General features: G+C 71.5%; 17 protein-coding genes. 7 read left to right on the top strand and 10 right to left on the bottom strand.

Annotated features, from left to right (window positions below; all coding sequences use genetic code 11):
• Window positions 1–76 precede the first annotated feature (76 nt).
• Genes ABD343_RS06795 through ABD343_RS06785 form a run of 3 tightly spaced genes read left to right on the top strand, consistent with a single transcriptional unit; the run spans window position 77 to window position 3144 of the window.
• The gene (locus ABD343_RS06795) at window positions 77–1321 is read left to right on the top strand and encodes an FAD-dependent monooxygenase (RefSeq protein ID WP_344525097.1); all 1245 of its coding nucleotides are present in this window, start codon (window positions 77–79) and stop codon (window positions 1319–1321) included.
• Window positions 1322–1335: 14 nt separating this feature from the next.
• Window positions 1336–2031, top strand: a complete 696-nt coding sequence (locus ABD343_RS06790) for a response regulator (RefSeq protein ID WP_344525095.1) — start codon at window positions 1336–1338, stop codon at window positions 2029–2031.
• Window positions 2032–2055: 24 nt separating this feature from the next.
• Window positions 2056–3144, top strand: a complete 1089-nt coding sequence (locus tag ABD343_RS06785) for an MsnO8 family LLM class oxidoreductase (RefSeq protein WP_344525093.1) — start codon at window positions 2056–2058, stop codon at window positions 3142–3144.
• A gap of 45 nt (window positions 3145–3189) precedes the next feature.
• Here the strand turns inward: ABD343_RS06785 and ABD343_RS06780 are convergent, their stop codons facing one another.
• Window positions 3190–4407, bottom strand: a complete 1218-nt coding sequence (locus ABD343_RS06780; RefSeq protein ID WP_344525091.1) for a lactonase family protein — start codon at window positions 4405–4407, stop codon at window positions 3190–3192.
• 146 nt (window positions 4408–4553) lie between these two features.
• Entirely contained in the window at window positions 4554–6017 is a 1464-nt protein-coding gene (locus ABD343_RS06775; protein WP_344525089.1) for an acyl-CoA synthetase, read from the bottom strand.
• 217 nt (window positions 6018–6234) lie between these two features.
• Between ABD343_RS06775 and ABD343_RS06770 the strand changes: the two genes are divergently transcribed.
• Complete coding sequence (locus ABD343_RS06770; protein ID WP_344525087.1) at window positions 6235–7083, top strand: heparin lyase I family protein; 849 nt, start codon at window positions 6235–6237, stop codon at window positions 7081–7083.
• A gap of 108 nt (window positions 7084–7191) precedes the next feature.
• Window positions 7192–8280 carry a glycoside hydrolase family 5 protein gene (locus ABD343_RS06765; protein WP_344525085.1) on the top strand — a complete coding sequence of 363 codons (1089 nt, stop codon included), beginning with the start codon at window positions 7192–7194 and terminating at the stop codon, window positions 8278–8280.
• Window positions 8281–8388: 108 nt separating this feature from the next.
• Here ABD343_RS06765 and ABD343_RS06760 read toward each other — a convergent pair whose 3' ends face one another.
• The 7 genes from ABD343_RS06760 to ABD343_RS06730 all read right to left on the bottom strand — a co-directional run bounded on the left by ABD343_RS06760 (window position 8389) and on the right by ABD343_RS06730 (window position 19368).
• On the bottom strand, window positions 8389–10239 hold the full coding sequence (locus ABD343_RS06760; RefSeq protein ID WP_344525083.1) for an alpha-L-fucosidase: 1851 nt from the start codon (window positions 10237–10239) through the stop codon (window positions 8389–8391).
• A 100-nt stretch (window positions 10240–10339) separates the two neighbouring features.
• On the bottom strand, window positions 10340–12688 hold the full coding sequence (locus ABD343_RS06755; RefSeq protein WP_344525081.1) for a glycosyl hydrolase family 95 catalytic domain-containing protein: 2349 nt from the start codon (window positions 12686–12688) through the stop codon (window positions 10340–10342).
• Complete coding sequence (locus ABD343_RS06750) at window positions 12685–14523, bottom strand: hypothetical protein (protein ID WP_344525079.1); 1839 nt, start codon at window positions 14521–14523, stop codon at window positions 12685–12687. Before ABD343_RS06750 ends, ABD343_RS06755 begins: the two co-directional genes overlap by 4 nt.
• Entirely contained in the window at window positions 14520–16886 is a 2367-nt protein-coding gene (locus ABD343_RS06745) for a glycosyl hydrolase family 95 catalytic domain-containing protein (RefSeq protein WP_344525077.1), read from the bottom strand. Before ABD343_RS06745 ends, ABD343_RS06750 begins: the two co-directional genes overlap by 4 nt.
• 201 nt (window positions 16887–17087) lie before the next feature.
• Entirely contained in the window at window positions 17088–17852 is a 765-nt protein-coding gene (locus tag ABD343_RS06740) for a bestrophin-like domain (RefSeq protein WP_344525076.1), read from the bottom strand.
• A 226-nt stretch (window positions 17853–18078) separates the two neighbouring features.
• Complete coding sequence (locus ABD343_RS06735) at window positions 18079–18414, bottom strand: deoxyxylulose-5-phosphate synthase (protein WP_344525074.1); 336 nt, start codon at window positions 18412–18414, stop codon at window positions 18079–18081.
• Between the two features lie 9 nt (window positions 18415–18423).
• The gene (locus ABD343_RS06730; protein ID WP_344525072.1) at window positions 18424–19368 is read right to left on the bottom strand and encodes a LysR family transcriptional regulator; all 945 of its coding nucleotides are present in this window, start codon (window positions 19366–19368) and stop codon (window positions 18424–18426) included.
• A gap of 179 nt (window positions 19369–19547) precedes the next feature.
• Here ABD343_RS06730 and ABD343_RS06725 point away from each other — a divergent pair, with 179 nt between their 5' ends.
• Window positions 19548–20153 (top strand): DUF6817 domain-containing protein, encoded by a 606-nt coding sequence (locus ABD343_RS06725; protein ID WP_344525070.1) that lies wholly within the window; start codon window positions 19548–19550, stop codon window positions 20151–20153.
• Window positions 20154–20347: 194 nt separating this feature from the next.
• On the opposite strand, the gene ABD343_RS06720 is transcribed toward ABD343_RS06725, so the two are convergent.
• On the bottom strand, window positions 20348–21115 hold the full coding sequence (locus tag ABD343_RS06720; RefSeq protein WP_344525068.1) for a class I SAM-dependent methyltransferase: 768 nt from the start codon (window positions 21113–21115) through the stop codon (window positions 20348–20350).
• A gap of 177 nt (window positions 21116–21292) precedes the next feature.
• Here ABD343_RS06720 and ABD343_RS06715 point away from each other — a divergent pair, with 177 nt between their 5' ends.
• Window positions 21293–21691 (top strand): hypothetical protein, encoded by a 399-nt coding sequence (locus ABD343_RS06715; protein WP_344525066.1) that lies wholly within the window; start codon window positions 21293–21295, stop codon window positions 21689–21691.
• The last annotated feature ends 335 nt before the right edge of the window (window positions 21692–22026 follow it).

Here is a 22026-nt window from a genome sequence, read left to right as displayed (position 1 = left end):
GGGACGACGGGGACAACAGGACGACGGGGACGGCAGCCGGGGCCGGGGGCGGCCGCATGGCCAGGGGAGGACGCGTATGACCCACGCTCTGATCATCGGAGGCGGCATCGCCGGGGCCGTCACGGCGATGGCGCTGCACAAGGCGGGGATCGGCTCCACCGTGTACGAGGCGTATCCCGCCGAGGCCGAGGACGTCGGCGCATTCCTCGTGCTGTTCCCCAACGGACTGGAGGCGCTGCGCACCATCGACGCCCATGGGCCCGTGCTCGACGCGTCGTTCCCCGCGTCCCGCATCGAGATGCTGTCGGCCTCGGGCGAGCGGATGGGGGCGCGTCCCGCGTCCACGGGCGCTCCGGCGGACGGCGGGGAGGGCGGGGAGGGCGGGGAGCCCCTGGGCACGCGCACGCTCAAGCGCGCGGCCCTGTGGCGCGCGCTGCGCGACGAAGCCGTGCGCCGGGGCGTCGCCGTCGAGTACGGCAAACGGTTCGTGGCGGCGGAGACCGCGCGGGACGGCACGGTGACGGCCCGTTTCGCGGACGGCACCACCGCGCGCGGGGACGTACTGATCGGGGCCGACGGGCTGCACTCGCTCACGCGCCGCCTGATCGACCCCGACGCCCCCGAACCCCGGCACACGGGACAGACCACCGTCTGTGGCTACGCCAGGGACGTGCCCTCCGAGCTGGCCCCCGCGCGGGGCACATACCGGATGATCCGTGGCTCCCGCGCCTTCCTGGGCTGCACCCTCGCACCCGACGGGACGGTCTGGTGGTTCGCCAACACCCCCGGCGAGGAGCTGCCCCGCGAGCGGTTGTCGACCGCGACGCCGGACCGGGCGGAGCGCTGGCGGGAGCACGTCGCCGGGCTCTTCGCCGACGACGCCTCCCCGGCCGCCGCGATCGTCCGTGCCACCGGCGGCGAGATCGTCGCGACCAACGCCTACGACATCGCGCGCACGCCCCACTGGTCGCGCGGCCCCCTGGTCGTCCTGGGCGACGCCGCGCACACGGCCGCACCGAACGCCGCCCAGGGCGCGTCCATGGCCATCGAGGACGGCGTCGTCCTGGCCCGCTGTCTGCGTGACCTTCCGGACGCCGGTGACGCGTTCGCCGCGTACGAACGGCTGCGCCGGGAACGGGTGGAGACCGTCGTCGAGCAGAGCGCACGGATGAACCAGCGGACCGTCCGGAACGGTTCCACCGACCAGGAGCACGCCGAACCGGCCCGTCGTACCCCCGAGGGCGTCGAATGGCTCACCCATTACCGCATCGACTGGAACGAGACCGTACGGGCCGCGGAGCCCGACCGCCGGACCGGGTGACTACGGTGGACCCCATGACCATCCGGGTGCTCCTTGTCGATGACGACGCGCTGGTCCGTGCGGGGCTGCGGCTGATGCTGGACGGGCTGGAGGACGTCGCCGTCGTCGGCGAGGCCGCCGACGGCGACCGCGTTCTCCCGCTCGTGGACGAGCACAGGCCGCACGTCGTGCTCATGGACATCCGGATGCCCGCCATGGACGGCCTGACCGCCACGGAGGCGCTGCGGGCCCGTCCCGACGCACCCGAGGTCGTCGTGCTGACCACCTTCCACGCGGACGCCCAGGTGCTGCGCGCGCTGCGCGCGGGAGCGGCGGGATTCCTCCTCAAGGACACCCCGCCCGCCGAGATCCTGGCGGCCGTACGGAAGGTGGCCTCGGGCGAGCCCGTCCTCTCGCCCGCCGTGACCCGCCAGCTCATCCATCACGTACGGCCCGCTGGTGAGGACAGCCGCAGGTCCCGCGCCCGCGAGGCGCTCGACGGGCTGGGCGAGCGGGAGCGCGAGGTGGCCGTCGCGGTCGGCAAGGGCATGTCGAACGCGGAGATCGCCCGTTCCCTCTACATGAGCATCCCCACGGTCAAGACGCACGTCTCCAGGGTGCTGACCAAACTGGACCTGAACAACCGCGTGCAGATCGCGCTGCTCGCCCATGACGCGGGCCTGCTGGAGGACGCGGGGGAGCACCACGGAGGGCCGGCCGGGGAATCCTGAGCGCCCCACGGTGTTGACAGTGGTGTGACTTCTGCATCGACCGGACCCGAGGCGGCCGTCCCGGCGCGCCTGTCCATCCTCGACCGCTCCCTCGCGCGCGAGGGCGAGCATCCCGGTGCCGCGCTGCGCGACACGGTGAGCTTCGCGCGGCAGGCCGAGGCGCTCGGCTATCACCGCTTCTGGGTGTCCGAGCACCACGGGGTCCCCGGCATCGCCGGTTCGGCACCGACCGTTCTCGCCTCCGCGGTCGCCTCGGCCACGAGCCGCATCCGCGTGGGCACGGGCGGCGTGATGCTGCCCAACCATCAGCCCCTGGTGGTGGCCGAGCAGTTCGGCGTGCTGGAGTCGCTCTTCCCCGGCCGGATCGACATGGGCCTGGGCCGTTCGGTCGGCTTCACGGACGGCATACGCAAGGCTCTGCGCGTCGGCAAGGACGCGGCCGACGGCTTCAGCGAGCAGATCACCGAGCTGCTCGCCTATTTCGACGGCACGGGTCCCGTGCATGCCCGTCCGGCCGACGGGCTGCGCGTGCCCGCGTTCCTCCTCGCGGTCGGCTCCGGCGCGGAGATCGCCGCCGAGCACGGCCTTCCGCTGGTCATCGGAGCGGCACGGGACGAGCAGCGGATGCTGGACGCCATCGAGACCTACCGCGCGACGTTCCGCCCCGGCGGCCAGGCGCCCGCCCCGTACGTGATGGTCGCGGTCAACGTCGCCGTGGCGGGCAGCGCGGAGGAGGCCGCGCGGCTCCAGGTTCCCGAGGCATGGTCCACGGCCGTCTCGCGCACCCAGGGCGCCTTCACGCCACTGGCGGCGCCCGAGGACGTGCTCGCCCGGACGATGACCGCGCGCGAGCGTGCCGCCTATGACGCCGCTCGCGCCTCGCAACTGCACGGCACCGAGGACGAGATGGCGGCGGCGCTCGCCGCGCTGACGGCCCGTACGGGCGCCGGCGAGCTGTTGCTGACCCTCAACACCCACGACCCGGCCGACCGGCTGGACTCCTACCGGCGACTGGCCCACGCGACCGGCCTCGTTCCCGGCGGCGACACCGCCCCGGAGGACTCCTCCGCTCCGCGGGCCTTCGACCCTCCCGCCGTCTCAGCGCCGCGCTGACGGGCGCGGAGAGGCGGGAAGGGGTCCCGGGCCACTCGCGCTCCGTCAGGTCGGCAGAACGCAGCCCAGGGACGGTGTCGAGACAGGTGACCCGGAGGGCGTGAGCGCCCCGGTCTCCTTGTCCACCGTGAAGGCTCCGACGGTGTTCCCGTACTGGTTCCCGGCGAACAGCAGCGAGCCCGACGGCGACAGGCTGATGTGGCGTGGCCAGGAGCCTCCGCTCGGCACCGTGTCCACCAGGCGCAGAGCGGCCCCGCCGTCCTCGACGGCGAACCAGGCGACGCTCTCGTGGCCCCGGTTGGAGAGGTAGACGAAGCGCCCGTCGGCGGAGATCGTCACCTCCGACGGGTAGTTGCGCGTCCCGGGGTCCTCGCCGTCCGGCAGCGTCGGCCAGCTCGTGCCGCGGGTGAGCCTGCCGGTCGCCGGGTCGAGGGCGCAGGCGGTGATGGTGCTGTCCAGCTCGTTCGCCACGTAGGCGTACGGGGCGGTCGGGTGGAAGACCATGTGCCGGGGGCCTGCGCCCGGTACGGACGCCACTTCGGAGACCGCCCGGAGCGCCCCGCTGTCCGCGTCGAGCCCGTAGGTGTAGACCCGGTCCGTGCCCAGGTCCACGGCGAAGACGAACGCGCCGTCCGGGTCGGTGAGGATCTGGTGGGCGTGCGGTCCTTCCTGGCGGTCCGGGTCCGGCCCCGAGCCCGTGTGCTGCGCGAGGGCCGTACGTTCGCCCACGCTTCCGTCCGCGCCGAGGGCGTGTACGGCGACGCTGCCCGCCCCGTAGTTGGCGCTCAGGAGGTGCCGGCCCGAGGGGTGGACCGACAGATGCGTGACGTTGGCGCCTCCCGTGGAACGGGTCTCGCCGAGCGGGGTGAGCGCACCGCCGTCGCCGATGGTGAAGGCCCGTACGCGCCCTTCCGGCGCGCCGTTGTCGAGGGCGTAGAGCACTTCGCCCGAGGGCGCGAGCGCGAGGAAGGAGGGGTCCGTGATGCCGGGGAAGGCGCCGGTACGGGTGAGGGCGCCGGTCGCCGTGTCGTAGGAGCAGGAGACGATACCGCTGCCATAGGTGCCGAGGTACGCGGTGCGCAGCGCGGCGCCCTTGCCGTGCGGCCGTCGGTGGGAGGGGGGCGCGGAGGCCGCCCGTGCGGAGGGCACGGAAGCGACGGCGGCGGCGGTGCCGAGGGCGCCCGCGCCCAGCACGCCGAGGAACGACCGGCGTGCGGGGCCTGCGCCGGATCCGGACAGGGAACCGGGTGAACGCGATGCCATGGGGACGCACCTTTCGGGAGAGGTGGGGGATGAGGCGCGTGGCACGTATCGCCCCCACAGCATGCCGAAGGAACCCCTTCAGGTCCAGACCAATTACCGCCCGGTGGCGGGCACTTCGACCAGTCCGGCTCGGCTAGCCCCGAGGTTCATTGCCCGCCGGACAGCTCCCGCTTCAGCACCTTGCCCATGTCGTTGCGCGGCAGCGCGTCCAGGAACCGGACCACGCGCGGCCGCTTGTGCGGCGCGAGCTGCTCGGCCACGAGCGCCGACAGCGCGTCCCCGTCCGGCGGGCTCTGCGGATCGGCGGGGACGATCCAGGCGACGACGCGCTCCCCGAGGTCCTCGTCGGGCTCGCCGGTGACGGCGGCCTCGGCGACGCCGGAGTGGCTCAGCAGGACGTTCTCGATCTCCCCGGCGCCGATCTTGTAGCCGCCGCTCTTGATGAGGTCGGTGGCCTTGCGTCCGACGAGGCGGATGTAGCCGTCGGGGTCCCGGGTCGCCATGTCGCCCGTACGGAACCAGCCGCCGTCGAAGGCCTCCGTCGTCGCGTCCGGACGGTTGAGGTATTCGGTGAACAGGTTCGGGCCGCGCACCTGGAGTTCGCCCACGCTCTCGGAGTCCCCCTCGGGGACCCGTTCACCGCTCTCGTCCACCAGCCGTACGTCCACGTCCCGCAGGGGCACTCCGACGGTGCCGGGGCGGGGCTCGCCGTCCGCGCGGACGCTGGTGTTCATCAGGGTCTCCGTCATGCCGTACCGCTCGATGACGCGCTGGCCCGTCGCTCTGGTGAGGCGCTCGTGATCGGGCAGCGGCAGCGCGGCGGAACCGGAGACGAGAAGGCGCGCCCCCCTGAGCGCTTCGGCCAGCTCCGGGGCGGTCTCGCAGGCGGCGGCCAGCCGGTGGTACATCGTCGGCACGCCGAACAGCATCGTGCCGCCGCCGGCCAGCTCCCGTGTCACTCCCTCGGGTGTGAAATGGCCCAGATGCCGCAGGGTGCCGCCCCTGCGCAGCGGGCCGAGGACGCCCAGGATGAGCCCGTGCACATGGAACAGCGGCAGGCCGTGCACCAGCACGTCGTCGGCCGTCCACTCCCAGGCGTCCTCCAGTGCGTCCAGATTGCTCGCGATGGCGCGACGGGAGAGCACGACGCCCTTCGGGGGGCCGGTCGTTCCGGAGGTGTACACGATGAGCGCGGCGGAGCCCGGGCTCGGCTCGGGCGGCAGCCCCCAGGAGGCCGTCGCCTCGTCCGAGAGCAGCTCGTCGAGATCGACGCCCGTACGGGGCAGCCCCGACAGCGGTTCGGGGAGATCGGCGTCCGGTCCGGCCAGCACCTGCGCCGGCGTGCTGTCTCCGATGATGTGCGTCAGCTCGCGCTCGCCGCTCTTCGGGTTCACGGGGACGACGGGCACGCCCGCGACCAGCCCGGCGATCACACCAACGGCCGTCTCCAGGGTGGGCGTTGCCCAGACGGCCACGCGCGCGGAGTGATCGAGGCGCGCCGCGAGCCCGCTCGCCGCGCGGGCGAGCTCGTGATAGCTGAGCGCGCGGTCCCCGAAGCGCAGAGCGGTCTGCGAGGACGCCTCCTGGAGGGCGGGGAAGAGCAGGGACACCCGGGGTCTCCTTCGTGATCGCGTCTGGGGCGGCCAGCATCTCACCTGGCGGCCTCCGGGCGGGCCGGTGGGACGCGGCGGTGGGCGAGTGACGCCGAGGATAAAGGTAAGGAAACTTTCCTGTTGCCCTTGACGGCAATAGGAAACAACCCTAACTTTCCCGCCACCCCCACCTCTTCGTGAGGTGTCATGTCCCCCACAAATACGGAGATCCGCCATGCGAATGGCCCGGAGCAGCACCCACCGCGCGCGCCGCCGTCGCGGCAGGCCCGCCCTGGTCGGCGCCGCCGCGGCGGCCACGGCCCTCGCGCTCCTCGGTGCCTGGAACGCCACCGCGACACCCGGAACGGACGCCACGCGCGCTAACGGAGGGCCCGGCGCCGACGCGGTCCGCTGGGAGGCCGATCCCGCGCAGGGCACCAAGGTCTTCGAGGGCGTAGAGAAGAAGCCCGGCGAGATAGGTGTCGTCGACGACCCCACGGGCCGGCACGGCAAGACGTACCGGCTCCACACCTCGGGGGAGAAGACCGACCCCGACGAGCGCGTACGGGTCGAGACCCGCGGCCACAGGACACCGGACGGCGAACGGCTGCGCTTCCAGGAGGGCGACAAGGTCTACATCGGCTGGCGCTCCCTGTGGGACCCGCTGCCCACGGCCGAGAAGAACTGGGTCGCCCTCTGGCAGCTCAAGGACTACGGCAGCGGAGCCGCGACGCCCCCGCTCTCCCTGCGCGCCCGGGGCAACGGCGCCGTCGACCTCGAATACTGCGACCCGGACCTCAAGACCACCGAGCTGTGGCACGCCGACCTCAAGACCGGACAGTGGTACGACTTCGTGGTCGGCCTGACCGTCTCGGACGACCCCGCCAAGGGCAAGGTCGAGTTCTGGGCCAACGGCGAGAAGCAGCAACTCAAGGGCGAGGACGTCTTCAAGGGCGCCACCCTGCGTGCCGACTGGGTCACCGACAAGTGGGGCGTGTACCGCTCCGACGGAGTGAAGGGCCCGGCCACCGCGTACCTCAACAGCGCCAAGGTGGGCACGAGCTACGAAGACGTCGCTCCCTGACGCTGCTTTCGCGCCCCCCCGCTTTGGCCCCCACTTTAGCTTTCCCCCCACCAGATCCGCCCCCCACATCCCCCCACCCGGAAAGACTGAGACAGGAGGCACACCTCCATGGCCCAGCACTCCCTCACGCGAAGGCGGCTCCCCTGGGTCGCCCTCGCCGTGGCGCTCGCGAGCGCGCTTCTGCTCGTCCTCACCCCGCAGTTCAGCGCCAACGCGGGGGAGGGGCAGCAGAGCGGCCCCTCCCGTACGGAAACCAAGGCCGCTTCCTCCGCACCCGCCGGATCCGCCGTCGCGCGGAACGGGCAGCTCAAGGTGTGCGGCGAGAAGCTGTGCAACAAGAACGGCAAGGCCGTCCAGCTCAAGGGCATGAGTTCGCACGGCACCCAGTGGTACGCGCAGTGCCTCACGGACGGCTCCCTGGACGCGCTCGCCGACGACTGGGGCGCGGACGTCCTGCGGGTCTCCACGTACGTCCAGGAGGGCGGCTACGCCTCCGACCCGGAGAAGTTCACCAAGCTCGCCCAGCGCGTGGTCGACCAGGCCATCGCGCGCGGCATGTACGCCGTCATCGACTGGCACCAGCTCGACCCCGGCGACCCGAACGAGAACACCGACCTGGCCAAGAAGTTCTTCACCGACATGGCGAAGAAGTACGCGGACCAGCCGAACGTCTTCTACGAGATCGCCAACGAGCCCAGTGGCGTCTCCTGGGCGGACATCAAGTCCTACGCCGAAGAGGTCATCCCGGTGATCCGGGAGCACGATCCGGACGGTGTCGCCCTGGTCGGCACCCGCGCCTGGTCCTCCCTGGGCGTCTCCGAGGGCGGTGACGAGAAGGAGGTCATCGACAACCCGGTCGACGCCGAGAACATCATGTACACCTTCCACTTCTACGCCGCCGACCACGACGACGAGTACCTCCAGACGCTCTCCAGGGCGGCGGACAAGCTCCCCATGTTCGTCACCGAGTTCGGCACCCAGAACGCGGCGGGCGAGGGCGGCAACGACTTCGGCATGTCCCAGAAGTACATCGACCTGATGGAGGAGAAGGGCATCTCCTGGACCAACTGGAACTACTCCGACGACGACCGTTCGGGCGCGGTGTTCAAGCCGGGCACCTGCGACGGCGACCAGTGGGAGGGCACAGGGGTCCTCAAGGAAGCCGGTGTCTGGATCCGGGAGCGCATCAAGAGCTGAGCGGACGGACGACCGTACGGTCGCCAGGAATCCGGCCCAGGGGGTACGCGCGTGGGGCGCACACCCTGGGCCGGGTGCCGTTCCTTCAGCGAACGGTCTCTCCGCCGGTCAGTCCTTGTAGAGCTGCGAGCCGGGTACGACCTCTTGCTGTTGCTGCGGGCTCGACCACAGGAGCTTCATATGGGCCTCGCCGCCCTGCTCCCGGTGCTCGACCTTGATGTCGTACTTCTCGCCCGCCTTGAGCTTCACCGTGCCCTTGTCGACCCGGGGGTCGTGCGGCACGCCCGCGTCGATGACGAGCTTGCCGTCGATCCAGACCTTCGCGGTGTCGTCGGAGACGGTGCTGAAGGTGTACGTGTCGGTGTAGCGCGGCTGGATCGAACCGGACCAGCGGGTGCTGAAGTTGTCGGCCGGTACGGACGCGTCCGGAGACCCGTCGAACCGCCAGGCGTAGTTGATGCCCCCGTCGGTACGGGTCACCTTGGGCGTGCCCTCGAAGGAGTCGTTGTCCCAGATCTCCGCCTTCAGGCCCTCGCCCTTGCCGCGTACGCCGCCCGGCGACTTCACCGCCAGTTCGATGACCGTGGCGGTGTCGGCGACGGCGTCTCCGGAGGGCGTGATGTCGAAGCCGTCGCCCGACTTCTTCACCGTGACCTTCTGGCCGCTGCCCAGAACGCGCGCTCCTGTGATGTCGAACGGCACCCTGGCCTTCAGATGGAGCGGCCTTCCCTTCCCGGGCCACTCCGTGACGGCCGCGTGCAGCTTCTTGCTGCCCTCGCGCGAGACCTCGCCCCAGGAGGGCTTCTCGACGAGCCCGCTGTACCCGGCGCCGTACACCGCACGGCCCTGGCCGTTCGCGCGCAGCCAGTCGCCCATCGCGCGCAGCCGCCGCACCGACTCGTCCGGGACGCGCCCCTTCTTGTCCGGGCCGATGTTCAGCAGATAGTTGCCGCTTCTGCTGGCCGTCGACAGAAGATTGCGCGTCAGCTCCGCCGCCGACTTCCACTCGTGGTCGTAACGGGCGAAGCCCCAGTGCCCGTTGAGCGTCATACAGCTCTCCCAGGGCTGGCCGTCCACGGGCTGCCCCGGGATCTCCTGCTCCGGAGTGCCGAAGTCGCCGTCGGCCACGCGCCGCTTGCCGACCCGGTTGTTGACCAGCAGGCTCGGCTTGAGCCCCTTGACGTACCGCTCCAGCTCGGCGCCGTCCTTGGGGGACCAGCGGTTGGTCGGGTTCTCCGCGTCCCATTCGCCGTCGAACCACAGGAGCGCGGGGTCGTACTCGCCGACCAGCTCCTTGAGCTGTGCGTACATCCGCTTCTTGTACTTGGGGAACGTGGCCGGGTCGGCGAAGTCCGGGTCGTGCCAGTCCCAGATGGAGTAGTAGAAGCCCAGTTTGATGCCTGCCTTGTCGGCCTCCTTCTTGAGCTCGCGCATGATGTCGCGCCTCTTGTCGAACGAGGAGTGGTCACGCAGATTCCACTTGTTGACCTTCGTGGGCCACATCGCGTAGCCGTCGTGGTGCTTGGACGTGATGACGATGTACCGCTGTCCCGCGTCCTTGGCGGCCTTCACGACCTTCTTTGCGTCGAACCCGGACGGATCGAACGTGGCCGCCTGCTTCTCGTACGCGTCCTTGGGGATGTCGCACTGCCGCATGATCCATTCGGCGTCCTGGCAGACCGTTCCGTCCTGTCTCGTGTACTCGCCCTCCAGGTTGGAGTAGGCGCCGAAATGGATGAACATTCCGAAGCGGTCCTGCCGCCACCATTCGGTGCGGTCGGAGGTGAACGGATCGTCCACCGCGTAGTTCGTGCCGGGCCCGTCCGTCACCCTCGGGGCCTTCGGGGACGGCTGGGCGGGTTCGGCGGCGCCGGAGACGGACGGCAGGGCGGAGGCCAGCAGCCCGGCCCCCAGCAGCACGCCCAGGGTCCGAGCGGGACGTCGTGCCGGATGACGCATCGGAGACTCCTTTGTCCGGGAAAGGAAGGGAGGAAAGGAAGACGAGGGAACGTTCGAGGTCTCCCCGGGCGGGGCTCCCGGGGCGGTGTCCGGGCAGTGGTCACCCGGGGAGGCCCCAGGGCGCGGACGGGCCCAGGGCCGGTACGTCCCGCGGCCCGGCGTCCGGCCCGTGGGCGGGACGGGAGCCGCGCGGGGTGACGACGACGGTGCCGCCGCGGGGCAGATCGAGGGCGATACGGCCGCGGCCGGCCTGCCGCCAGTGAAGTGCCCGGCCCGACGCGTCGCGCACCTCGACCTCTCCGGGCACACCGTGCTCCAGGACGAGCGGCTCCCCGGCCTCGCTGCGGACCCGTACCCACCGCGTACGGCCGTTCGCGCGGTCCGCGTCCACGAGGAAGCCGCCCTGGGCGCGCAGCGAGGCGACGGACGCGTCGGGCCAGCGGCGGGAGACGGACGGGAAGACCTTCACCACCCCGCCGTGGCTCTGCGTCACCATGTCGAGCATCGACTGCGCGCCCGCGAGCGGGCTCTCCAGGGCGAGATTCCTGCCCTCGCGGTACATGGTGTTGACCGTCATCTGGCAGTCGTCCACCACGTTCAAGTCGGTGAAGAACGTCAGGAAGTCGAGGGCCTTCTCCGGTTCGTCCATGACGGAGTACATGGAGGAGCCGACAGCGAAGCTGTAGCCGTGCCATCGCTCGCGCATGCTGACCCAGTGCGCCATGGAACGCCGCATCACCTCCCGGTCGGACGGGCGGTCCCACACCCTCTCGCGCAGGGGATGCAGCCAGAGCAGATGGGAGTGATGCCGGTGGGACCCGGCCAAGGGCACGTCCTTGCCGACCATCACGCCCTGCTCCGGGTGGTGCGCGTACGGGGTCAGCCTGCGCGCGATGTCGCGCCAGCGCTTCTCCTCCGGGTCCTCAAGACGGAGGACGCGCGCGCATTCCAGCAGCGTGGTGGCGCCCCAGCGCAGGAGCGACAGGTCGTAAGTGCAGTCCTCGGCGTCCGCGTACTCGGGCGACCGGGTCCTGGGCAGATGCAGCTTGCCGTCCCGTCCCTCGTGCAGGAACAGGGCGTAGAAATGCACGGCCTTCGCCAGTACGGGCGTCAGAACGTCCCGCAGCACCCGGCTTTCCATGGTGTGCCGGTAGCGCAGCCACACATGGTGCATGGCCCACAGAAGGTTGCCGAAATTGTCGGTGATCCGGTCGCTCCCGGGCACGCCGACGTCATGGGCGCCCGCGCGCAACTGCCAGTCGGAGGGATGGCCGAGGGCATAGCTCGCCCCGTCGCGGTGCTCCTCCGGCACGGACAGCGGAAGGTTCTTCTCGAAGCGGCGGAACGCCTCCGTGACCGAGTCCAGTTCGGCGTGGCCGGAGCCGTGGACCGGGGCCATGCCGATCTGCACGTTCAGGTTCCACCACAGCGCGGGCCAGTTGTTGCCCACCTCGGGGAACCACGCGCCCCACTCCGAAATGGTCGGCCCTTCGGCCCTGGTGGCCGACGCCAGCTTGTAGAGCTGGATCAGATAGAACCGCTGGAGCCGCTTGTCCGGGACCGACAGGAAGCTCTTGAGGTGGAACGCGTGCCACCACTCCCGGTGGTCCTTCACCAGCGCGTCGGGCGGACCCGCCAGGGTGCGCTCCACGGCACGAACGGCCGCGCGCGTGGCCTCCGCCACCTCGCCGGGCCAGCGGTACACGAGATGGGCGGCCAGCAGCCTTCGCGTGCCCTCCCCGCACTCGCGCCAGGCGGTGGCCCAGCCGCCGCCCGCGAGCAGCGGCTGCTCGCAGTAGCCGGTGCCGTCGGCGTCGCCCGTCCTGGGCGGGTCGTTGGGCACGTACTCCGGGGGCTTGCCGCTGGTCCGGGTGGTGCCTGCCTCCAGCCAGGTGAAAGACCACGCGGCCGACTCCTCGCCCCGGCTGGGCTCGGTGGACACCAGGAGCGCGCCGCTGCCGTTGTGCACCAGGGCCCGCAGCGCGACGCTGCCGCGCGTGGTCGTGACGGTGCCGCGCAGTTCGGCGTCCCACAGGTCGAGCGTCCAGTCGAGCCCCGTCACCTCGCCCGCCAGGGTGAGCGTGAAGTACCCGATGGGAAGCCGCGAATAGCCGATACCGGCCCGCCACTGGCCGCGCTGGTCCTGGACGCGCGTGTGGCTGAGCATCACCTTCAGCGTGTCGGCCCGCTCGCCCGCGTACACCTGGCACCCGAGCGAACCGTTCCCCAGGAACGGCGCCTCCTGCCAGCCCCGGGGCATCCGGCGCCAGCGCGGAGACGCGTCCCGTACGTACTCCTCGTGCACCCGCCGGGGCCCACGGGACGGCGCGTCGGCCGGGCCCGCCCAGGCGGTACGGGAGCCCGCCTCCCACAGGGCGCCGGCGCCCACGGTGACCGCAGTCGCCGTCGCCGCTCCGAGCGCCGTACGGCGCGTGAAGGGACGCGTCATCGTGACCGCACCCCCAGCAGCTTCCGGTAGTGGTCCACGGAGGGGCCGATGCCGTGGTCCGGGTCGGCCTCGTACACGCCGTCGGCGTCCTTCTTGCCGAAGCTGTATGGCTGGTAGAGCGTGGCGCACGACTCGTGCCGTTCGGCCAGCCGCGCCCAGGCGCGCCAGGCCGCGTCGTAGGCCCGGACGTGACGGGACATGGTGTCCCGTTCGTACGAACCGGAGCGGTCACCGGCGACTCCGCGCAGCATGACCTGCCAGCCGTGGCCGATGACCGAGTAGAGGCAGTGGCCGTAGCGCGCGGAGACGCGCAGGTAGGCGCGGTCGTCAGGGTCGCGCAGCCGGATCCCGTCGGACAGCTCCACGACCCGCCGCCAGATCCGGGCGGCCCTCGCCTTCTCGGCGAGCACCGGCTCCACCACCCCGTCGTCGACGAACGCGGCGAAGTCCCGGGCGAGGTCCTTGTCGGAGCCGCCGAGGAACTGGTCCCGCGTCCAGGTCAGCGCCCGTACGGGATGCGCGGCCCCGTAGTGCCCCCTCAGGGTGCCTGCGGCGGACAGCAGGGCCAGCTCGCGGAAGCGGGCCGTACCTTCGCCCCGCAGGCCCGCGCGGCGGGCGTACGCGGCGAAGGCGCCCTTCTCGCCGAGGCCCGTGCCGCGGGCCCAGCGGGCGGTCACCCACATGTTCAGGTCGCACCACAGCTCGTTGGAGATGTACGGCCCCCGCCAGCCTCCGCCGCGCGACCAGGTCCACACTCCGGCGAACAGGGGATTGTCCGCGAGGTCCGCGAGGCCCCGGGGCGTGCCGTCCGCGTCGCCGTACTCCTCGAAGCCGTTGATGACGCCGTCGGCGACGTAGTCCGGGCAGGCGCCCTTCGCCTCGTACTCGCGCTGGCACTGCACCTCGACGATCTGGCGGTGGCTGCCGATACCGAGCGTCGGGTTGAACGGGATGGTGCGCCAGAAGTCGGAGGCGGTGTGCTTGATGGAGAACAGCAGCTTCGGGTGCGGCTCGATACGTCCCGTCACCTCGCGGTAGTAGGCCGGATTGTCACGCAGCCCGCCGTCGCCACCGGTGTTCCAGGTGCGGTAGAAGAGCTGTTTGCCCGCCCTGACGCACACCTCGTCGCGCAGCAGCCCGATGAGCAGCTCGTGACTGGCCTTGTCCTCGGTGATGGGGTTGTTGCCCGTGTGGAACGGGACGTTCTGGAGGTAGGTCTCACCGGTGCGGATGACCAGGCCGTCGATTCCGGGGAAGCGCGCGAACAGCTCGCGCAGCATCAGCCGGTGGATCTCCTGCGTACGGGGCTTGTGCAGCGTGATGTCGCCCTTGGGGTCCAGGACCTCGTCGCCGTACAGCTCCACGAGCCGTTTGGGCAGCACGATGATGTCCGTGAAGAAGTAGCAGGCGATTCCCGCCGCGTGCGCCTTCGTGATATGGGCGTCGACGCGCCGTGCGTTGTCCTCGACCCATGCGCGCCCCTCCGAACCGGCCGGGAAGATCCTTTTGTCGACCGTTTCGAAGGCGAGCGCCGTATGGGGCGGGCGGAACTCGTTGATGACCTGCCCGTCGTAGTCGTAGGAGGCCAGCACACGCGGGTCGTTGTAGCGGCTGTCCGTCATGGGCTCACCGGGGTTCGCGTGCACCATGTCGAGCAGGAACGGCAGCCGCCGTCCCGACCGCTCTCCACGCGCCTGTGTGTCCCGTGCGTACGCGGAGCTGGTGGAGGAGGCGGCCCCCATGGCGAACAGGGTGCCCGTTCCCGCGGCGGCTCCCAGGACGGCCCGTCGGGAGGCGTGCGGGGCGGCCGGTATGCCGGTGCGGTCGCCGGTCATGCGGGCAGCCCCCATTTCGGCGCCTCGTCGTTCGGCTCGACGGGCCGTACGGTCATGTCGGGCCGTTCGCCCCGTACGGTCAGCACGGCCTCGCCTCCGGCCTTGAGCTCGATACGGACGGCGCCTTCGCCCTCATTCCGGTGCGGCAGAGGGCGCCCGTGTCGGTCCCGCACCTCCACCGGGCCGGGAAGGGAGTGCCGCACGACGCAGGGGGCACCCGCCTCGCTGCGCAGCCGTACCCAGCGCGTACGGCCGTCCGTCCGGGTGGCGCTCAGCAGGAACGCTCCCTGGGTGCGGAAGTCGTGCACGGTCACGTCCCGCCATGCGTCCGGAACGGCGGGGAAGACCCGGATGGTGTCGCCCCAGCTCTGGCACACCATGTCGTGCAGGGACTGTGCGGCCGACAGGGGCGTCTCGATGACGGGGCCGGACTCCTTGTACATGGTGTTCGGCTGGATGAACCGTTCCATGAGCTGGCCGAGATATTCGAGGGCCTTGTCGCCCCGTCCCATCTGGGCCGACATCGAGGCCGCCCCGGTGAAGGTGTAGCCCTGGAGCGCGCCTTCGAAGCCCACCCAGTGGTCGAGGGAGGTCTCGATGACCTCGCGGTGCTCGGGCTGCTCCCAGGTGACCTCGTACAGGGGATAGACGGCCAGGAGATGCGAGTAGTGGCGGTGGGACTGGGCGAACGGCACCCCGTCGGCGATCATGAACCCGTTCTTGTCCCGCGGATACGGCGTCAGCTTCGCCAGCACCTCGCGCCAGCGCGGTGCCAGCTCGTCGTCGATGTCCAGGGTCCGGGCGGCGTCGAGCAGCGTCCGGCAGCCCCAGCGCAACAGCATCAGGTCGTAGTTGCAGTCCGGGCCCGACTCCGGGTACTCGGGCGAGTACGTCAGCGGCAGGTGCAGCTTGCCGTCCGGTCCGCCCTCCAGGAAGTGCAGGTAGTAGGAGACCGCCCTGCGCAGCAGGGGGAAGAGCACGTCGCGCAGGATCCGCTCGTCCATGGTGTGCCGGTAGCTCAGCCAGACGTTGTGCAGCGCCCAGGTCAGATTGCCCACCTCGGGCGTGGGCTCCTTCTGGCCGGGGATCCCGACGCCGTAGCCGCCGTTCTGCGCGTCCGCGCCGTTCCGCAGCCGCGTGTCGGTCGTGCGGGGGATGCCTGCCGAGTCCTTGCGGTACGGCGGGGGGAGTGCGGCGGAGAGCTGCTCGCGGTGCTCGCCCAGGGCGCGGGTGACGGCGTCGAGTTCGAGATGGTTCGAGCCCTGGATGAGCCAGTACTCAAGCTGGACGTTGAGGTTCCACCAGGTCGCGGGCCAGGGCGTCGGCTCCAGCCATGGCCCGCAGGTGGCCATGACGGGCGCGTCCGCGCGTGCGGCCGACGCGGCCTTGTAGAGCTGGATCCAGTAGAAGCGCTGGAGCTTGGCGTCGGGGAACGACAGGAAGCTCTTGCGATAGTAGCCGTGCCACCAGTCGCGGTGCGAGGCGGAAAGTGCCGCATAGGGCCGTGCGGAGGCGGAGCGCAGGGCTTTGAGCGACCGCTCAACGGCCGTACGTGAAGGGTGCGAGTGCGCGACGGTCGCGTAGAGCGTACGGGCGCTGTCCCCGCGCTTCGTCTCGCGCCAGGCGGTCACATGCTGCCCGCCCGCGTGCAGGGGCTGCACCGTGGCGTGTATGCCCCCCGGGTGATCCTCGGTGCGCGGAGCGGGGTTGGCGGTGTAACCCTCCGGCGGCTCTTTGAAGGCGACGCGAGGGCTGACCGCCTCGGCGGGATGGAACGCCCAGGAGAAGTTCCGCTCGCCCGCGCTGGGACGGACGTCCACGACGAGTACGGAGCGGGAGTTGTGCACCAGGGCGCGCAGAGTCAGCTTGCCGCGCGTCGTCGTGAGCGTTCCCGTCAGCTCCGCGTCGTACAGGCCGAGCCGCCAGTCGAGCCCGGTGATCTCCCCCTCCGGCTCCAGCGTGAAATGGCCGAGGGGAAGCCGGGCGAGTCCGAAGAGAGAGCCGAACTCGGGCCGATGGTCCTGCACTTCGCTGTGCTGAACGGTGAGGCGGACGGCTCGCTTCTCGGCCTTCGGCTCGGCGTAGAGCGTGGCGCCCAGGCGCGCGTTGCCGAGGAACGGCCCCTCGTACCAGGCGGCGGGCATCCGCTGCCAGACGGGATCGGCGTCCCGCAGCACCTGCTCCCACAGCGCGTGCCCGGGACGGGGGGCGGCCGCCGCGGACGGGCGGCCGTCGGCGAGGGCGGGGGAGGGGAGGAGTCCCGCGGCCCCTGCCGCGCCGGTGACGCCGGCCGCCGACGCGGTGGCAACGGCCGTGCCGAGCACGGTTCTTCGGGACGGGGCTCTGTGCGGATGGCTGGGCATGCGACCTCCAGTCACGTACGCGCCGGTGGTTCCTGTCCGTGAACCCACCCCGCATAGTGCAGCCGCCTCAGCCGGAGCGGAAGACCTCGCGCACCACAAACATCGGACGTCAATACGAGGCCGACCCCCGGAAGTCAGACTTCCGGGGGTCGGACGTGCGTATACCTCGGATCTAAGAGGGTGCTCGTTCGGGTCCTCGAATCACCCTGCCGCCTTGGGGAACAAGGAAGTGAACGCCCCGGTCGCATCCGAGAGCCCGCGCGCGAACGGCGAGTCGAAGTGCCAGACGAGGAACAGCAGGAACGCGATCAGCGCGCTGAACAGCCCGGCGAGCACCAGCTCCCGCCCCGAGCGCTGGATCTGGAGCGCGAACAGCATGCCGATCACCACCATGGCCCCGATGATCAGGCCGAACCACACAACCCCCGGCATCGTCGGCTCGGCGCCGGACGCGCGCTGGCTGCGCGCGGCGTCCACCTCCGCGACCTGATCGACCGCCGCCTGGTAGGACTGCGCCTGCTGCGTGGTGGGCGGCTCGTACGCCATCACGTCCTTGCGCAGCTCCCCGAGGAGCCTGGCGCCCTTGTCCGTGAGCTCCCCCGTCTCCTTCATGTGCGGCCACTCGGTCCGCACCGTGTAGCGCACGTACGCCGTCACGTCGTCCCGGACCCGCTCCCGTTCCTCAGCCGGGTACACCTGCACCCGTTCACTCACCTCGTGGAGCGCCTGGGCCTCATCGGTGACGGCCTCGTCGGCCGCGTTCCTGGCCTCCCAGACCCCCGCGATGGCCAGACCGAGGACGATCGCGTAGACCACCCCGACCATCATCGTCATGTACTCGATCACGTCCGGCGTCTCGGACGGATCGTCGTCCTCGCCCGCACGGCGCTGTCTCAGGACGACGACCACCACGACGACCACGCAGGCGGCGAGCATGCCGAGGGCCAGCACGAGCCATTCGGACATAGGGATACCCCAGGTGAATTCAGCGGAAGAGAAGATCTGGGGCACATTCTTGGGAGTTCCGGCCCAAGAGCGAGATCTCTGACAATGCTCTGCCGGAACGGGTGAAAACCTGGGCGCCAAGGTGTCGCCGACTGCCGAGTGGGCAGCACGCGTCACCCATCTGAAAGGTGAACTCGCCCACGCCGTAAGGGATATGGGTCCGCGAAGTGTGCGAGGTTGCGGGCCGTCAGGACCAGGGGTCGGGGTTGGTCAGAAGCTCCGTCAGCGGCCGCCCGGTCCGCTCGGCCAGGGCCACCCGGTCCCGGACCTCGCGCATCGTGCGTGGCCGGTATCCCGGGCCGTCGGCCTCACATCCCACGGCGGGGAAGCGCACACCGGCGGAGAGCACGGCGGCAAGTGCCCGCCACCCGTCCGTGTCGCGCCGGGACGGCACCGCGAGCTGCGGGCCCGCGTCGATCATGTCGCCCCCGCAGCGCACGCACCGGGCGCCCGTCCCGCTGGGCCGCTTGAACGCGGAGCGGCACGGCGGGCAGACGACGTGAGTGTTGAGGATGCCGGGCATGAACGCAGCTTACGCGCGCCCCCGCGTGCGCTGCTCCGCCTTTTTCCCCGCCCTTTTCTCCGCCTTTTCCGCGCAACTGTCGGCGACGGTCTCGGCGAAGACCCGCGCCAACGGCGAGAGGGCGTCCCAGCGCCGCACGGCCCAGCCGACGGGCAGCGGGGGCAGGGCCGGGACCGGAACGAGCCGGAGAGGCCCGTCGTCGCCCGGCACGGGCCATCCCGGCAGCGCGGGCACGACGGCGTGGCCGAGGCCGAGTTCGGCCAGGAGCAGCGCGGTGTCCCAGTCCGCGACGCTGGTGGCCGTCTCGGGGCGGACGCCCAGCTCGGCGAAGGCGGCGTCCAGCCGCGTGCCGGACGTGGAGTCCTGCGGCAGCCGGATGAGCGGCACATCGGCGAGCTCGGCCACCTCGACGCGCGTCCGCGCCGCGAGGGGATCGTCGGCGTGGACGGCCAGCACCCACGGCAGCTCGACCACCGGCCGCTGCTCGATGCCGCCCACAGGGCCGCCGATCGTGACCCAGGCGAGGTCGAGACCGCTCTCGACGAGCGCGTCGAAGCATCCGCTGCTGGAATTCCCGGTACGGAACTCCAGGTTCACCTTGGGGTAGCGGCGGCGGAACGTGACCACGGCCTCGGCCATGAAATGCCGCAGGGTGACCCCGCCCGTCGTGATCCGTACGGAGCCGCTCTCCCCGTTCGCGAGGTCGCCGAGCCGCCGCAGAGCGAGGTCCAGTCCCGAGATCCCCTGGTCGGCGGCGGCCCGCAGGATGTGCCCCGCGGCGGTGGGGGCGACGCCGCGAGGCTGCCGCTCCAGCAGGCTCACCCCGGTCTCCCGTTCCAGCCGCTTCACATGCTGGCTCACCGCGGACTGTGTACAGCCCAGGTCCCGCGCCACCGCGCTGAGGCTTCCGGCCCGGCACACGGCGACGAACACACGCAGGTCATCAAGAGTCACAACCCCAAGCTACAGCTAGGAGACCGCGAGGAATCCCCAGGATTGACTGGGGTTCACAGGCTGCACGAGGATCGCAGCAGGGCCCAGGCGGCAACCCGCCCGGCGACTCCGCGGTGTCCGGACCACAGGCGGAGGCGGCGGCGGGTGCCGACCCTCCGAGGACGGAAAGGACACGCCCCGTGCCAGCTCCTCCTGCCGCTGCCGAACAAGCCCTCGCGTTCCTGCGCCGGTCCGGTGCCGAGAGCATCGCCCATCCGGGAGGAACGCTCCTCGCCCACCTCCAGCGCGTACGGGAACAGCTCTCCGTATGGGGCGCCCGCCCGGCACTCCAACTCGCCGGACTCTGCCACGCGTTCTACGGCACGGACGGCTTCTCCACGGCCCTCCTCGCCCTCGACCGGCGCACCGACCTGGCGGCGGTCATCGGTACCGAGGCCGAGGCGATCGTGTACCTCTACGCGAGCTGCGACAGGAAGGCCACGTACCCCGTCCTCACCCAGAGGGGCAGCGCCTTCCACGACCGCTTCACCGGTCTGCGGCAGATGCCCCAGCCGCGGCACCGGCGGGACTTCGCGGAGCTGACCGTGGCCAACGAGCTCGACCTCGCCCGCGCGGACCCCGTCTTCCGCGAACGCCACGGCCCGGAACTCCTCGCGCTCTTCACCCGGTTCCGCCCCCTGCTGACGCCGGCCGCGTGGCGCGACTGCGGTGAAGTCCTCGCCACGCCCTCTTCCCCGCCTCCGTCCGCGTCGGGGAACTCTCCGGCGGCCGGACCGGCCCACTGAAAAACGGCGTGCGCCCCACCATCTGCCCGTCCTACGGTGGGGCACAGCCCAGGTGCGAAGGCAACGGTTACTTCGATTCGGGATCGGGTTGTTGCGAGTTCAAGTCTCGCCATCGGCTTCGGCCGGTGTAGCTCAATTGGGTAGAGCGCCACGTACCGTCGCCGATTTGGATCTCTGGGCTCCCCGCGACCGCGTCACGCGTCGCGGGGTTTCGTGGTCACCAGGAGGTCGACCACATAGGTCTCTTCCACCATTCCGTCCGGAAAGAGCCCGCGCAGAATGGGGCGCTCCTCGTCGATGAACCGCCGGGTGACGGACCGGTCGAGCACGAGGAACGTCGAACTGCTCGTGACGTTCGCGAGATGCGTGTCCAGAGGGACGCTGCGGCTCCACCGCATCCGACGACGCTCGACGCGCAGGCCGGACAGTCCCGCGAGGGCGATGGCGCGGCTGTCGTCCGGGCGGGCCCCGTGCGGCCTGCTCCCGCAATGGCGCGCGACGCGCTCCTGCTGGGCGGTGATCCACGGCACGTCGGGAGGAGTCGTGTTCCACCACAGGGCGAGGGCGCCGCCGGGACGCAGTACCCGCAGTGCCTCGGGCACCGACCGTTCCGTGTCGGTCCAGTGCCAGGACTGCGCGTAGGTCACCAGGTCGCAGGAAGAGCCGGCCAAGGGCAGCGCGTTCCCGTCGCCCCGGACCACAGGGACGTCCGGCAACGCCTGACGCAACCGTGCGGCCATCCCGTCCCCCGGCTCGACGGCGAGGACATCGGCCCCGCGCTCCCGCAGGAGGGCCGTGGCGATGCCCGTACCGGCGCCCACATCGGCGACACGAGCGCCGGACAGCGGCCTTCCGGCCAGCTCCTCGACGGCGTCGAAGAGGACCGTCGGATACGAGGGGCGGTTCGCGGCATAGAGGTCCGCGGCGGAGTTGAACGACAGAGCGCGCGAGTCCGTAACCATCGGCCCATCCTCGCGCACCGGGCCGTGCGGTTCACAGGGCGAGAGCGGGAGGCCTCAACGGTGCCTCACCCGCCGTTCGAGGTCCCTCCGCCATTCGACCCGCCGCCCCCGCCCCGCGTCTGTCCCGAACCGCCCGTGCGGGGCCGCAGCGCGGCCGCGGCGAGGACCGCGGGCGAGATGAGCAGCAGGGTGCGGGTCACCATCGACATGCTGCCGTCCGGCTGCTGTCGGCTCGTCGCGGCACGCGGCGGCAGCACGACGGGCTCGCTGCGGGACGGCGAGGGCTTCCGGGACGGAGGCTTCCGGGCGGGCTCGGGGGGCCTGGTGGGCGGCGCGGACGTACGAGCGGGCGCGGGGGCCGCGCGCACGGCCCTGGCCGGGGTGGGCGAAGGGCGAGGTGGCGTGGGGCTCGGCGCGGCGGTCCGGGACGCCGGTGGCGACGGCACGGGCGTCCGCCGGGGAGCCGGGGAAGCGGGAGGCGTGGGCGGTGGGGGAGGAGCCCCGGCCGGGGTGGGCGGACGAGGGGGCGGGGCGCACGGTTCGCCCCCGGCCCGGGCCGTCACCGAGGTCCCCTGACCGCTCCGGATGGCCGCCTCGGCGCGTGGCCCCCCGCAGCCGCCCTGATCGGCCTGCGCGTCGACGCGGACCTTGCCCGTACGGATGGAGACCCCGGCGCCGGCGTGAGGGCCTGGCCGGGTGCTCACCGAGACGTTCGGAGGCCAGGTCACGGCGCGGACGGAGCGTCGCTCGGCCGCGTCCGCGTCCGCCTCCGCCGGAAGGCCGGGCCGAACGGGCTGAACGGGCTGACTGAGCGGGCCGGACTGACCGGGCGGCCCGGGCTGGTCGGGCCGACTGGGCTGGCCCGGTTGAACCCTGGCGGCCACTGCCGCCGGATACGGGTTCGGGGCGGG

The sequence above is a fragment of the Streptomyces albiaxialis genome (assembly GCF_039530985.1).
GTDB classification, from domain to species: domain Bacteria; phylum Actinomycetota; class Actinomycetes; order Streptomycetales; family Streptomycetaceae; genus Streptomyces; species Streptomyces albiaxialis.
Note: the sequence above shows the minus strand (reverse complement) of the source record. Positions and strands in the feature narration are given on the sequence as shown.